Origin of the sequence: Rhodococcus chondri (genome assembly GCF_036327435.1) — a bacterium.
GTDB classification, from domain to species: Bacteria; Actinomycetota; Actinomycetes; order Mycobacteriales; family Mycobacteriaceae; genus Rhodococcus; species Rhodococcus chondri.
The window spans coordinates 1-13,200 of record NZ_JAUZMZ010000131.1 but is presented as its reverse complement, the minus strand read 5'-3'; the positions used below and the strand labels follow the sequence as shown (position 1 = coordinate 13,200).

At 63.6% G+C, this 13,200-nt stretch carries 13 protein-coding genes; 12 read left to right on the top strand and 1 reads right to left on the bottom strand.

What is annotated here, in order from left to right:
• The 12 genes from Q8814_RS19440 to Q8814_RS19385 all read left to right on the top strand — a co-directional run.
• On the top strand, positions 1-694 hold a 694-nt coding region (locus tag Q8814_RS19440), incomplete at its 5' end, for a CoA transferase (RefSeq protein ID WP_330153635.1).
• A 58-nt stretch (positions 695-752) separates the two neighbouring features.
• Entirely contained in the window at positions 753-1,829 is a 1,077-nt protein-coding gene (locus tag Q8814_RS19435; RefSeq protein ID WP_330153634.1) for a CaiB/BaiF CoA transferase family protein, read from the top strand.
• 68 nt (positions 1,830-1,897) lie between these two features.
• A complete protein-coding gene (locus tag Q8814_RS19430) occupies positions 1,898-2,491 on the top strand; it encodes an FAS1-like dehydratase domain-containing protein (protein ID WP_330153633.1) in 594 nt (197 codons plus the stop codon).
• A complete protein-coding gene (locus tag Q8814_RS19425; RefSeq protein WP_330153632.1) occupies positions 2,488-2,916 on the top strand; it encodes a hotdog family protein in 429 nt (142 codons plus the stop codon). Before Q8814_RS19430 ends, Q8814_RS19425 begins: the two co-directional genes overlap by 4 nt.
• Positions 2,913-3,383, top strand: coding sequence for a Zn-ribbon domain-containing OB-fold protein (locus Q8814_RS19420; RefSeq protein WP_330153631.1), 471 nt, complete (start codon positions 2,913-2,915; stop codon positions 3,381-3,383). Before Q8814_RS19425 ends, Q8814_RS19420 begins: the two co-directional genes overlap by 4 nt.
• Complete coding sequence (locus Q8814_RS19415) at positions 3,376-4,557, top strand: lipid-transfer protein (RefSeq protein ID WP_330153630.1); 1,182 nt, start codon at positions 3,376-3,378, stop codon at positions 4,555-4,557. The genes Q8814_RS19420 and Q8814_RS19415 overlap by 8 nt, the downstream gene beginning before the upstream one ends.
• Positions 4,558-4,593: 36 nt before the next feature.
• Complete coding sequence (locus Q8814_RS19410; RefSeq protein ID WP_330153629.1) at positions 4,594-6,282, top strand: bifunctional 3-(3-hydroxy-phenyl)propionate/3-hydroxycinnamic acid hydroxylase; 1,689 nt, start codon at positions 4,594-4,596, stop codon at positions 6,280-6,282.
• A 315-nt stretch (positions 6,283-6,597) separates the two neighbouring features.
• Complete coding sequence (locus Q8814_RS19405) at positions 6,598-7,242, top strand: GntR family transcriptional regulator (RefSeq protein ID WP_330153628.1); 645 nt, start codon at positions 6,598-6,600, stop codon at positions 7,240-7,242.
• Positions 7,243-7,533: 291 nt separating this feature from the next.
• Positions 7,534-9,453: a flavin-containing monooxygenase gene (locus Q8814_RS19400; protein ID WP_330153627.1), complete on the top strand. Its 1,920-nt coding sequence runs from the start codon at positions 7,534-7,536 to the stop codon at positions 9,451-9,453.
• A complete protein-coding gene (locus tag Q8814_RS19395) occupies positions 9,450-10,418 on the top strand; it encodes an alpha/beta hydrolase (RefSeq protein WP_330153626.1) in 969 nt (322 codons plus the stop codon). The genes Q8814_RS19400 and Q8814_RS19395 overlap by 4 nt, the downstream gene beginning before the upstream one ends.
• Before the next feature lie 419 nt (positions 10,419-10,837).
• Positions 10,838-11,716 carry a LysR family transcriptional regulator gene (locus Q8814_RS19390; protein WP_330153625.1) on the top strand — a complete coding sequence of 293 codons (879 nt, stop codon included), beginning with the start codon at positions 10,838-10,840 and terminating at the stop codon, positions 11,714-11,716.
• 96 nt (positions 11,717-11,812) lie between these two features.
• The gene (locus Q8814_RS19385; protein ID WP_330153624.1) at positions 11,813-12,649 is read left to right on the top strand and encodes a TauD/TfdA dioxygenase family protein; all 837 of its coding nucleotides are present in this window, start codon (positions 11,813-11,815) and stop codon (positions 12,647-12,649) included.
• Between the two features lie 234 nt (positions 12,650-12,883).
• Here Q8814_RS19385 and Q8814_RS19380 read toward each other — a convergent pair.
• The coding region (locus Q8814_RS19380; RefSeq protein ID WP_330153623.1) for a hypothetical protein at positions 12,884-13,200 on the bottom strand (317 nt) is incomplete at its 5' end.

Below are 13,200 nucleotides of genomic sequence, written 5' to 3'. Positions count from 1 at the left end.
GTGGGGGACGATCGAGGTTCTAGCGGCTGTCCTCGAGGTCGACCGCACGGGCGAGGGCGGCCACTTCTCGGTGTCGCTGCTGTCGTCTGCAGTTCATCTCATGGGCGCGGACGTCCTGCGCTTCCTGGCGACCGGGGAGGACAGTGCCCCCTCGCAGCCGCGTGCCGGCGGCGCCGGCGCCTCGCACGGGGCCTACCGGACGGCCGACCATCGGTGGATTCAGGTGGCGATCGGAAACGATCGGATGTTCGAGAGGTTGTGCCAGGCCGCGGGCCGTCCCGAGATCCTCGAAGACCCCCGCTTCGCGACACACCTGCTTCGAGGGGAAAATCGTTACGACGAGCAGGAAGTCATGGAGCGGGTCTTCGCCGAACGGGACAGCGCCGAGTGGGTGAAGATTCTGCACGAGGTCCGGATCCCGTATGCCCTCGTCAACCGGATCCCCGAGTTCATCGCCGACAACGAGTTGTCCGCACCGTTCATGGGTGTCGCGACACGCACGGACGGAACCGAGATACCTTTGGTCCGAGGGCCTTTGGATCCGGAGTCGGCAACCGGTGAAAGCCGTCGTGTGCCTCGCCTGGGTGAGGACACCGTATCGGTGCTCCGATCGCATCTGAACCTGTCGGACGATGCCATTCGGGATCTCGCAACACGCGGAGCATTCGGGGCCGATCCCGCACTCGTTCTGTGACCCGCGCACGCCCCATCGCCGATGGGAACCACGAAATCGAAGAACAGGAGACGCGAACATGACGGGACCACTCGCAGGGCTGCGTGTCCTCGAAATGGCAGGGATGGGCCCGGGCCCCTTCGCTGCGATGCTTCTGGCCGATATGGGTGCCGACGTCGTCCGTATCGACCGCGCGGACCGCCAAGCGCGGGTCGGGCCCACCGGCCGGGGACGTAGCCGAATCGCTGTCGACCTGAAACAGCCGTCGGGGGTGGAACGGGTCCTGCAGCTGGTGACGGGCGCCGACGTGCTGATCGAGGGGTACAGGCCGGGCACGATGGAACGACTCGGCCTGGGACCGGACGAATGCCTGCGTCGCAACGAGAAGCTGATCTACGCGCGAATGACCGGATGGGGCCAGTCGGGGCCCCTCGCGCAGTCGGCCGGGCACGACATCAACTACATCTCGATCGCCGGCGCGCTCGGTGCGATCGGTCGGAGCGATGAACCCCCGACGGTGCCGCTGAACCTGGTGGGCGACTACGGCGGGGGATCGATGTATCTGCTGTACGGCATCATGTGTGCCGTGTTCGAGCGTTCCCACTCGGGCAAGGGCCAGGTTGTCGACGCCGCGATGGTCGACGGCGCAGCCAATCTGATGACGACCTTCCACTGGAACCGTTCGGTCGGGCAGCACTCCGATCGCCGAGGCACGAACCGGCTGGACTCGGGCGCCTTCTTCTACGACGTCTACGAAACGGCCGATGGCGGTTTCATGGCGGTTGGATGTATCGAGCCGCAGTTCTACCGGGCATTCCGGGAGGTGCTAGGGCTTGACGGTCCGGAATGGGACAACGCTCAGGCGGACGTCGAGTCGTGGCCCCAGCGCAAGAAGGACATCGCGGCGCTCTTCCGGACCCGGACTCGGGAGCACTGGTGCGCAGCGTTCGACGGTGTCGACGCGTGCGTCACGCCGGTGTTGTCGCTGGACGAAGTTGCCGGGCACGAACACAACCGTCAACGAGAGCTCATCCAGGAGTTCGCGGGCGGTCGCGTACCGGGCGTCGCCCCGAGGCTGTCGCGCACTCCCGGTGCGATCGCGGACCGAGAACCAGGTGAGCTCGATGACGTGCTCGCACGCTGGGGAACTACCTGAACGAGTTGTGCTCGAACGAATAACGAGTCATCCCAACCGGAATGTGGTTGATCGTTGCGTGCAGCGCTGTGCCGACCGGCCACAAGGAGGATGTTGTGGAACTGAAAGAGAAATACGCAGGGCTGGCAGACCAGCTGGCTCCGTACATCGGTGAGTACGCCCCCCGCGTGTGGTCGGCGTATCCGCTCGAGACAACCGCGATCCAGCAGTTCTGCGGGATGGTGGAGGATGCCAATCCCGTCTACTGGCAGCCCGAGGTGGCGAAGACGTCCCGCTTCGGTCGCGTCATTGCGCCGCCGCAGGGTCTGATGGCGTTCAATATCGATGCGTGGTGGCTGCCGGAGTATCTTCGCGGCCAAGTGGAGCAAGCTAGAACGTCGACGCCCGAAGGAAAGATCCGCGAGATCCTTGCGAGTTACGGGTTCACCACGGTGACAGTGGTGGGACGTGAGGAGGAGTACCTCGAGCCGTTCGGACCAGAGGACGGACACATTGGCAGGGATCGCCGTGTGACGGCGGTCAGCCCAGTCAAGCAGACGAAGGTCGGACCCGGTGTATTCATGACCTACGAAATCGAATACCACACGCAGCACAACGAGCGTCTTGTCGCGATCGCGCGGAACGTCACGCTGCTGTACGACGGAACGGGAGCGAAGCCATGACAGCCCGACCGCGCATTCCCTGGGACGAGGTCGTCGTGGGGAACAAGCTCGAGCCCTTCACCTTTGATGTCACCTACTCGACACTCGCGAAGGACGTCGTCGGGACACGGGATCTGTATCGGATCCACCATGATCCGCCGTTCGCACAGGAGAACGGCGCACCGAACATCTTCCTGAACACCATGTGGTACCAGGGGTTGATCGGCAGGATCGTCACCGAATGGGGTGGGTACGAGTCGTTCCTGCGAAAGATGAGCATCAAGATCAACTCGCATGGCTGTCCCGGCGACACCCTCACGGTGGGTGCCACGGTCGTCGGTCGCGAACAAGTCGAGGACCGACTGCTCGTCGCCCTCGATCTGACCATCGACAACGGTCGTCGCGCCGACGCCGTCGTCAGTTCCGTGAAGGTGGAGCTGGTATGAGTACGCAAGCGGAAAAGCAGGACGCGACACCGGTATCGCAGCGGAAGCGCTCGTGGCCGGCGATCAGCGAAGACACCGAAGACTTCTGGAACGGTGTACGCGACGGCGAACTACGTGTCCAGCAATGTTCGGATTGCTCCGCGCTGAGTCATCCTCCCAAGCCGATCTGCTCGGTGTGCGGGTCGTTCGAACTCGGACACCTCGTCGCCTCGGGAGCGGGCACGGTCTATTCACATGTCACGTTCCACAAGCCACTGTCACCGGGATTCGACGAGCCCTACAACGTGTCGGTGATCGAACTGGTCGAAGGGGTGCGCCTCGTGTCGCAGGTCGTCGGAGTGCAACCGAGCGACGTCTCGATCGGAATGCCGGTCGAAGTCGAGTTCACCGAGGTCGAACCCGGCCTCGTACTGCCCCTGTTCCACCCGGTTGCCGAGACCGGCGGAAAGGACGTTTCCCATGGATAGCCAGTGGAGCAACAAGACCGCGATCGTCGGCATCGGGCAGACCGAATTCTCCAAGAAATCCGGTCGCAGCGAGCTGAAACTGGCTGTGGAAGCGGTCAAATCCGCGATCGACGATGCCGGACTCCGCCCTGAAGACATCGACGGCCTGGCGACCATCTCGATGGACACCAGCGCAGAAACCGATATCGCCCGGGCCCTCGGCATGGGTGACGTGACGTACTTCTCCCGCGTGCACTTCGGTGGCGGCGCCGCCTGCGGTGTCGTACTGCAGGCCGTGCTGGCGGTCGCGACCGGCGCCGCCCGCAACGTCGTCGTCTACCGGGCGTTCAACGAGCGGTCGGGCAAGCGATTCGGCACGGCCAATCGGGGCCAGCCTGTAGGCGCCGGCTCCGAGCAGGTCTCTGCAGGCTGGACGAATCCCTTCGGCTTGTTGACACCTGCGAGCAAGGTCGCGATGTTCGCCCAGCGCTACATGCACACCTTCGGTGCGACCAGTGAGGATTTCGGCCGCATCAGTGTGGTGGACCGCAAACATGCTGCCACGAATCCCAATGCGTGGTTCTACGAGCAGCCGATCACCCTCGAACAACATCAGCAGTCGCCGTGGATCGTCGAACCGCTGCACCTGCTCGACTGCTGCCAGGAAAGTGACGGCGGTGTCGCGCTGGTCGTGACGAGCAGTGAGCGCGCTGCGGATCTTGCTCAGCGCCCGGTGTCGATTGCCGCCGCCGCACAGGGCATCGCCGACGACCAGCATTCGATGACGAGTTACTACCGACCCGACAGCGACTTCGTGGGTCTTCCCGAGATGTCTCTCGTCGCTCGGCAACTGTACAAAACAAGTGGCCTGACACCGGACGACATCGGTGGTGCGATCATCTACGACCACTTCACACCCCTGGTGTTGCCACAGCTCGAGGCTTTCGGATTCTGCCCGGTGGGCGAAGCCAAGGATTTTATCCGGGACGGAAATCTGGAGCTCGATGGCAGGCTGCCGCTCAACACACACGGTGGCCAGCTGGGTGAGGCCTATATCCACGGCATGAACGGCATTCTCGAAGCCGTCAGGCAGCTACGGGATCAATCCTGCAACCCCATCGACGGGGTCGATCACATGCTTGTCACCGCTGGAACGAGCGTCCCGACGAGCGGGTTGCTGCTGTCGCGTAGCTGACCGCCCGGAGTTTTCACACGAACCAGGAGACGAAAAATGGAAGCCCTCGACCGCGACGTAGCGATCATCGGTGCCGGGCCCGCAGGCGTGACGCTGGCAAATCTGCTGGCGCAGTACGGAGTATCGACGACGCTGATAGATCGCGAAGCGGAGATTCTCGAGGAGCCCCGCGCGGTCGGAATCGACGACGAGGCCCTGCGCACCTTGCAGGGTTTCGGTATGGCGGAGGAGGTACTGGGGAACGCAGTGCGTAACGCGCCGATCCGCTACTACGACTCGCGCAAGCGCGTTCTCGCTCACGTGGCTCCGAGCGGCCGGCCCTACGGCTGGCCACGCCGAAACCTGTTCTTCCAGCCGAACCTCGAAGCGGTACTGCGGAAGAGCCTGGGGCGCTTCGGCACTGTAGAACTACGCACCGCGTGCGAGGCTGTCGGCCTGGTGCAGGATGCAGACGGAGTGACCGTCACGGCCCGGCAGGACGGTGAAACTGTCACCATCCGCGCCCGCTACGTGATCGGCGCGGACGGCGGCCGCAGCTTCGTTCGGGACGCCATGAATATCGAACTCGAGGGCGACACTGCGCCCATGAAGTGGCTCGTCGTCGACGTGAAGGACGACACGTGGGACGCGCCCTACTCGGCGGTGTACACGTCGCCACGGCGGCCGTCGATGACCATTCCTCTCCCGTTCGGATACCGGCGTTTCGAGTTCAAGGTGCTCGACGGTGAGGACCCGGATCAGATGGCCGAACCCGAGACGGTCGCCGAGTTGATGAAGCAGTTCTATCCGGACGGAGAAGTACCGGAACCGGTCCGTCGCAGGATCTACTGGCACCATTCGCGCACCGCGGCCAGATTCCAGAAGGGCCGCGTGTTCCTGGTCGGCGATGCCGCGCACCTCCAGCCCCCGTTCTTCGGACAAGGTATGAACTCCGGTATGCGGGATGTTACGAACCTCGCGTGGAAGCTCGGAATGGTCCTGTCCGGATCCGCGTCTCCGAGGTTGCTCGAAACATACGATTCGGAACGACGGGAGGCTGCACGCGAAATGGTGCAGTTCGCCACCGGCGTGGGGCGTCTCTACCACCCCGCCAATCGAGGAACGGAATGGTTCCGCAATCTGTTCTTCCGGGGTGTTCAGCGGGTTCCCGGCGGGCGCGACTACATCCTCCAGATGAAGTACAAACCGGTGCCGCGTTACGAGGACGGCTTCGTACTGCGCGACGGGGCCGGCCGGTCCTCTCTGGTCGGCCGAGCGTTCCCTCAGCCCATGGTGGAGAAGCTCGACGGCACGAGGCTGCGCCTGGACGACGTGCTCGGTACCCGGATCACGCTGGTGGGAGTTGTCGAAGGTGTTGCAGAGGCACTGTCTCCCCGGACAGCGGCTCTCCTTGCCGCTCACAACGGTTCCGTCGTGCAGTCGCACGTTCCTTCGGCATACCGCCGGAACGGGCAGTTCGACCCTTCGACCCGGGACACGGCTGCCGAGATTCCTGTTGTGGACGTTTACGACCTCGAAGGTGGTCTGCGGGATCTCTACCTCGAGCATCCGGAATCGGAGGTCTACATCGTCCGGCCGGATAGATACGTCGCCGCGGTCAGCTCGATTGCGGACTTGAACTCGACGGTCGAGTCCTTGCTGGAGCTGCTCGGCGACCCCGGGGCTGGAAGCGTCGGTGACGGCACGGCAGTGCACGAGGGTGCTCGCGATGTCAGGTCGGGCTGACCGCAGTGGATGAGAGGGCGCGGCGAAAGCGACCGGGTCGTGGACGCCTGACCGGGTGGTTTCGATCACTCCGGGCAGCGTCCGGAACCGATGAGACGGAGAGCCGGCGCATCACGCTGGGTGCACTGATACAGCTCCTCACTTCGTGACCGTGACCGGTTACAGCGGTCGATCGCCTAGGCGATTCGGGTCGCTCGATGCTGTATCTCCGTATCCGGCACCACCGGCGGCGGCGGACAGGGATGACCAAGGAGTGCGCACCACATGACTATCGAAACCCCCCGTACCCGCCGGCCGCTCGGCGAGGAAGCCGTTGTGTACGTGCGGGACAAGATCATTTCAGGTGCCTTTGCCCCCGGTACACGGGTGCGTCCCGAGGCGGTCGCCAGTGAACTCGGAATCTCGCCTACTCCGGCGCGTGAGGCGCTCAAGGCGCTGGAGGTGGAGGGCTTCCTCAATCTCGAACCCCGCCGCGGTTTTACAGTCGCCACGGTGACCGGAGACGATATCCGGGATATCTTCCTGGTTCAATCCGCTGTGGCCGGAGAGCTCGCGGCGAGGGCTACTGCACGAATGACCGCAGCACAGTGCGCCCGTCTCGAAGAGATACACGCATCGCTCGTGGCCGCTTCGGAGCGGCACGATCTCGACGCTGTGGAGGAGGCGAACCATCGGTTCCATCGAGAAATCAATCTTGCTGCGGGAGCGCCCAAACTGGGTTGGGTGATCCAGATCCTCTCTCGCTACACGCCGCGGCGGTTCTATACGACCAAGGGTTGTACATGCTCCGCGGACTGGCCTGTGACCACAGTGAACGACCACACCGAGATCCTCGCAAAGATCGGGGGGCGAGATGCCCAAGGCGTCAGGGCTGCGACGCTCGAACACGTGCAACGCGCAGGCGAACAACTTGCGCGTCATATCGACGCCCGTCTGAACGGCGAGGACTGCAGTGTGTGAAGCAGGCGACTCCTCAGTGGTTGAATTCAAGTGACGTTGTTGTCAGAATCAGGCGATGCTGTTCTTCGCGCGTAACGCAAGAACGATCTGCTTCCCGTCGAGTTCATGGTTGCCCCGAATGACGTGTAACCAGCTACGGATTCGACTCACAGGCGTAGAGGAGAACTTGATGGGGCGAGTCGCTCGAGGAGACTCCAGAAAATCTGATGCGGTGATCGGTATCGACATGTTCGGTCCGCGTGCTGCAGATTTGCGCGTGGGTAGGTGATCGGGATGGCCGACGGTGAATTCATGTCCCACGATGACCCGAACTTCGACGAACAGCTCCGCAGCGCGGTGCACGTTGCGGAGCTGCCCTCTCTGCTGCCCGCGGTCGCATACCTGACCGGAGACCACACGCTCCTCCGAGAGGATCTACGGCCGGGTGTGCACCCGACACCGCTCGGGCTCGAACCGCAGGGGGGCCTCTCGAGCGAACAGCAGGAATTGGGACGTACTCTTGCGATGCGAGCTTTGCGTGACTGGCATCGGGCCGGTCGTCCTGCAGCGCCCGACTATCGTCCGGAAGACTTACGCGTTCTGATGGAGTTCGTTACCGGACCCGTCGACACCGACTACCTGTCGTTGTTTCTGGGACAGCTCGGCGTCGATGTGAACGGCCCGGATTGGACGCTCGAGGATGTGCGCCCCGATCGGGAATTCCGTGTCGTCGTGATCGGAGCCGGCATGTCGGGACTGGCCGCGGCGCACCGGCTCGACGAAGCAGGGGTCCCGTTCACGGTCCTCGAACGAAACGCCGACGTCGGCGGTGTCTGGCTCGAAAATGACTATCCAGGTTGCCAACTCGATACCAGCAATTTCTGCTACAGCTATTCATTCGCGCAGCACGCAGGGTGGCGATACCAGTACTCGCGGCGTGATTCCATCCTCGAATACTTCCGAGACTTCGCTGAGGCACAATCGCTTCGGCACCACATCCGATTCGGATCCGAGGTCTCTGCTGCGAGGTTCGACGAAGACGCCAGGATCTGGCGGCTCACCGTTCGCGATACCGCCGACGGGAGCGTGAGCACGATCGAGGCGCACGCCGTGATCAGTGCGGTCGGCCAGTTGAACCGCCCTGCTTTCCCCGCTACGCCCGGACTCGAATCGTTCACCGGCGACGCCTGGCATACCGCCCGCTGGAACCACGATGTCGACCTGAACGGAAAACGGGTCGCCGTCGTCGGTACCGGCGCCAGCTCCTTCCAGGTCGTCCCCGAAATCGCCGAAGCAGCAGAGGCAGTTGTGCTCTTCCAGCGAACTCCGCCGTGGATCATGCCCACCCCGAACTATCACGCCGAGCTTGCACCGGGCCTGCGATGGCTGCTCCGGGAAATCCCCGGCTATCACCGGTGGTTCAGATTCCTGCAGTTCTGGGTCGGCGTCGAAGGCCGTCGCCGATATGCCCTCGTCGACCCGGCGTGGGACAAGCCCGGATCGGTGTCCGAGGACAACCATGCCCTGCGTTGTGCGCTCGAGGAGTACCTCGAGCGTGAGTTCGCCGACCGCCCCGACCTCCTCGCGCACGTCGTCCCCGACTACCCGCCGTATGCGAAACGGATGCTCCGTGACGACGGCCGGTGGGCGTCCACCCTCAAACGCGACGACGTCGAGCTGGTGACGGAATCGATCACCGCGATCACTCCGCAGGGTTTGGTTACCGCGAACGGAAGCCACCACGAGGTCGACGTGATCATCTACGGAACAGGATTCCGCGCGTCCGAGTTCCTCGTGCCCATGGACGTGGTCGGCCGCGGCGGGGCGAACCTGCACGACGTCTGGGGCGGCGAAGCTCGGGCGAACGTCGGTGTCACAGTTCCCGGATTCCCGAATTTCTTCCTGCTGTACGGTCCCAACACGAATCTGGTGGTCAACGGCAGCATCGTGCTGTTCTCCGAGGCTGAGGTCGACTATGTGATGGCGTGCCTGCGAACGCTGTTCGATGCCGACGCACGTACGATCGACTGTCGGCCCGAAGCGCTCGAGCGCTTCTACGAGAGAGTCGACGCGGCGAGTGCGGCAATGGCATTCGGTGTGGAGGGTGTGCACAGTTGGTACAAGAGCTCGTCCGGTCGGGTATCGCAGAACTGGCCGCTGAGCACCCTCGAGTTCTGGCAGCGCACCCGGGGGCCGGACCCGTCCGAGTACGTCCTCGACCGCACCGTATGACGGGCTATCGATTCGATCCCGAACTCGTCGACGCGGCCGGACGGATTCGGGCCCCGGATCTGACCGACCTCGCGTCGGCCAGGTCTTCCGGTGCGCAACGCGCAGAGCCCGTTGCGTCGCACCCGTCTGTATGCGACGAGGAGTTCGGGATCGACCACGGCACGGGATACCCGGTTCTGCGCGTGCGCGTCTACCGGCCGCGTGACACCGATGAACTGTTGCCGGTGGTGCTGCACCTGCATTCCGGCGGCTACGTCATGGGGTCGATCGACGCCGCGCACGCACGCAATCAGCAACTTTCGCGCGAGGTCGGGGCCGTAGTGGTCGCAGTCGACTACCGGCTCGCCCCTGAGCATCCGTACCCGGCTGCACTCGACGACGCGGTCGCGGCGTTCACGTGGCTGGTGGCGGAATCGGAGTCTTTACGCGTCGACCCGAGCCGGATTGCGCTGCACGGGCGCAGCGCGGGTGGGGGGCTGGCTGCAGCACTCGCGTTGAAACTTCGCGACATGCGGCGGGGAGACAATGCACAGGGGCCGAGGCTCCCCGAACCGTGCTTCCAGTACCTCGCCGCACCTCAACTCGATGACCGGATCTCCACGCCCAGCATGCGTCGGTTCGTCGACACCCCGATGTGGTCACGCCGAGCGGCAGAAACGAGTTGGGCGTACTACCTTGGCGCCGGGGTGCCCGGGACGGTCCATGTACCCGCCTATGCGGCTCCGGCGCGTGCAACGGACCTGTCGGGCCTTCCTCCGGCCTATATCGCGGCGATGGAGTTCGATCCGATGCGGGACGAGGCATTGAACTACTCGCGTGCACTCTCGGAGGCCGGAATTCCGGTGGAGACCCATCTGTTTCCCGGCACGTTCCATTGTTCGGCGGTGCTGGTGGATGCAGCGGTATCGCGCCGGGAACTCGAGGAGGAACGTGCAGTGCTGCACGCAGCACTGCGCCTTGTCTGATTGAACTGCTGTGGAGTGCATATCATTCGGTGTCGAGCGAGCCGCACTACTCAGTTCTGCTCGTGGCTCGGTCATCTTGCAGATCAGCTGGTAGGAGACCGGTGTCGGACCCGACAAAGGAGCAGGTATGACCGCCCGAACGAGCGCGACGCCCCGATGAAGCGGACCAAAGACGCCGCCCGCACCGTGAAGTATGCACCCGATCGTCTCTGCGCCCGAGTTCGAGCGGACCAACTGGGCGTCGACATCGACCATCTTGACAGATCACTTGACGAGCCGGCTCGTCGAGAGTTTCGGTGGGCCGGACGCTTCATCCGGTCCATGGTCGACTCCCTGTTCTCACTCGAGCAGACCGGTGAAAGGCTCGCGACGGTTGCGCATCGGCGCGCTGCGGGCAAGACAATCATTCAGGTGGCGTGATGGAGATCCAACAGTTGCGGTATGTGCTCGCGGTGGCTGAGCACCGCTCATTCACCCACGCCGCGACCGCGGTGCACGCCACGCAGCCAACGCTCTCCCATGCCGTCGCGAAGCTCGAGTCGGAACTCGGGCTCAAGCTGTTCCACCGGTCGGCACGCGGCGTAACACCGACGCCGGCAGGTGATGTCGTGGTAGATCACGCCCGTCGCGTGGTCGCCGAGCTGGACGATCTGAGCACAACGGTTGCCGCGCTGCACGGGATCACGGCCGGTCACCTCCGTATCGTCAGTTCCCACTCGTTCACGAGCCCTATCGGGCACGTCATGGCGGCCTTCAGGCGGCGCTATCCCGACGTGAAGATGACAGTGCTTCACCCTCGCTCGAACGCAGCTGTCTACACGCTCGTCGCCGGCGGCGGATGTGAACTGGCGTTCGCCCGGATCAATCGAGCACCATCCGATGTCCACACCGTCGAGCTCGGGGCCGAACCGCTGGCGGTACTACTGCCACCCGGAACAGAGCCCCGTCCGAATCAGGCTCATCTGACGCCTGAACAGGTCTGCGAACTTCCGCTCATCTTGCCGAGCGCGGGGAACCCGACCCGCATCGCGCTCGATCGGTTCTTCACTACGCACGGCGCGCACCTGTCCGCGACCGTTGAGAACGATGACTACGAGTCAACCCTCGAGCTGGTGAGGTGCGGTGTAGGAGCCTGCCTGACGACGCTCTCTGCGGAGAGAATACCAGCGGGAACGCGCGTCAAGGCCATCTCCCCAACCCATACGACCAAGATAGGCCTGGTCTACCAGCATGGAAAACTCGATCCGGCCCCGGTCGCTTTTCTGCGGCTCACGCTGGCGGAATTCACCGGGCATTGACGTCCGCTATACATCGCATCGACAGAATTCTTTGGACTCTGCGAAGGCCGGCCGGTGAACTGGATCTCACAGACCAACTCCGACGGAGGAAAGCAAATGATCGATTTTCATCCACTCACATCTCGTATCGGTTGCGAGGTGCGCGGTATCGAACTGTCCGGCTCGGTGCCGACCGACACGGTTGCTGAGATCCGTAAGGCACTGGTCGAACACAAGGTGCTGTTCTTTCGGGACCAGCACCAGCTCACGGCCGCCGAGCACGTCGCGTTCGGCAGACTCTTCGGCGAGCTCGAAATCCATCCCTTCATCGGAGCGAACCGGGACCACCCCGAATTGATAGTTCTCAATCGATCTCCCGGCACCGAATCCGCGCGGTCACTGAGTCCGTACGGCGAGGATTTCTGGCACTCTGATGTGAGCTGGCGTGCCGAGCCGTCATTTGGATCCATCCTGCGCGCAAAGCAACTCCCACCGGTCGGCGGCGACACGCTATGGGCAGACATGGAGGCAGCGTTTCATGGTCTCAGCCCGGAGCTGCAGAATGCGGTGAGACCGCTGCGAGCGATCCATGACTTCGACAAGGCATTCGGCGCAGGCGTGACCGCAGATCGGAAAGCGGCGATGGCGCAGAAATATCCACCCGTGGAGCACCCGGTGGTGCGTACACATCCAGACACCGGCGCCCCGATCCTCTACGTAAACGAGCCCTTCACCTCGCGCATCGTGGGCATGGACATCTGCGAGAGCGACGCCCTCCTCAACCTGCTGTATCGCCAGGCGAGCAAGCCCGAATACCAATGCCGCCTCAGCTGGCGACCCGGCACGGTCGCCTTCTGGGACAACCGATCCACTCAGCACTATGCCTGCAATGACATAGGGGAGGGCACCCGTATCATGGAGCGGGTCACAATCGTTGGTAATCGGCCGTACTGACGGACGGACTCCGGTCGGCGACGCTTCCTGATGTCTGCATCGCCGGCGGGAGTCCGGTCAGGTGATGCCGCCTGCTCGGCGACTCGGTCCGGTGATCGAAAGTTCGGGAACAACGACCGACCGTCGGGATCACGGGTGGAGGGTTCGCGCCGTGTTCCGCAGCGTATGTGCGGAGTGCGCAGCAGCCTTCTCGTTTCGTGTTGTTGCAGGGAGATGCTCTGGTCCAGCGAACTGCTATCGGGTGCCGTCGGTCGGTGCCCACCGTGCCGCGACGAGCCGGTTCTGCTTGCGGCTCTCGGCCATTCCGGCCTTCAGCAGTTCCACCATCTCGTCGAGACGGTCGATGACGCTGCCGTGGGCAGGTGCTACGAGCGTGGGACGGTACCGTTCGAACAGGGCCTCGAGGTCCGGTTCGCTGTGCCCGGAATCGACGTGCCGAGTCCAGAACAGTGCCCGCTCGTTGAGGAACACCGTCTGCTCGAGGTCCGGGGCCTGCGGCAACTCCGAAGAATACAAGCGGCATTCACCGTGGAGATGGTGGTGCGAATACG

Bases quoted from the DNA above. Each gene is read 5' to 3' on its own strand.
- Q8814_RS19435 (WP_330153634.1), top strand. From the start codon at position 753: ATGACGGGACCACTCGCAGGGCTGCGTGTCCTCGAAATGGCAGGGATG.
- Q8814_RS19425 (WP_330153632.1), top strand. From the start codon at position 2,488: ATGACAGCCCGACCGCGCATTCCCTGGGACGAGGTCGTCGTGGGGAAC.
- Q8814_RS19420 (WP_330153631.1), top strand. From the start codon at position 2,913: ATGAGTACGCAAGCGGAAAAGCAGGACGCGACACCGGTATCGCAGCGG.
- Q8814_RS19415 (WP_330153630.1), top strand. From the start codon at position 3,376: ATGGATAGCCAGTGGAGCAACAAGACCGCGATCGTCGGCATCGGGCAG.
- Q8814_RS19410 (WP_330153629.1), top strand. From the start codon at position 4,594: ATGGAAGCCCTCGACCGCGACGTAGCGATCATCGGTGCCGGGCCCGCA.
- Q8814_RS19400 (WP_330153627.1), top strand. From the start codon at position 7,534: ATGTCCCACGATGACCCGAACTTCGACGAACAGCTCCGCAGCGCGGTG.
- Q8814_RS19395 (WP_330153626.1), top strand. From the start codon at position 9,450: ATGACGGGCTATCGATTCGATCCCGAACTCGTCGACGCGGCCGGACGG.
- Q8814_RS19390 (WP_330153625.1), top strand. From the start codon at position 10,838: ATGGAGATCCAACAGTTGCGGTATGTGCTCGCGGTGGCTGAGCACCGC.
- Q8814_RS19385 (WP_330153624.1), top strand. From the start codon at position 11,813: ATGATCGATTTTCATCCACTCACATCTCGTATCGGTTGCGAGGTGCGC.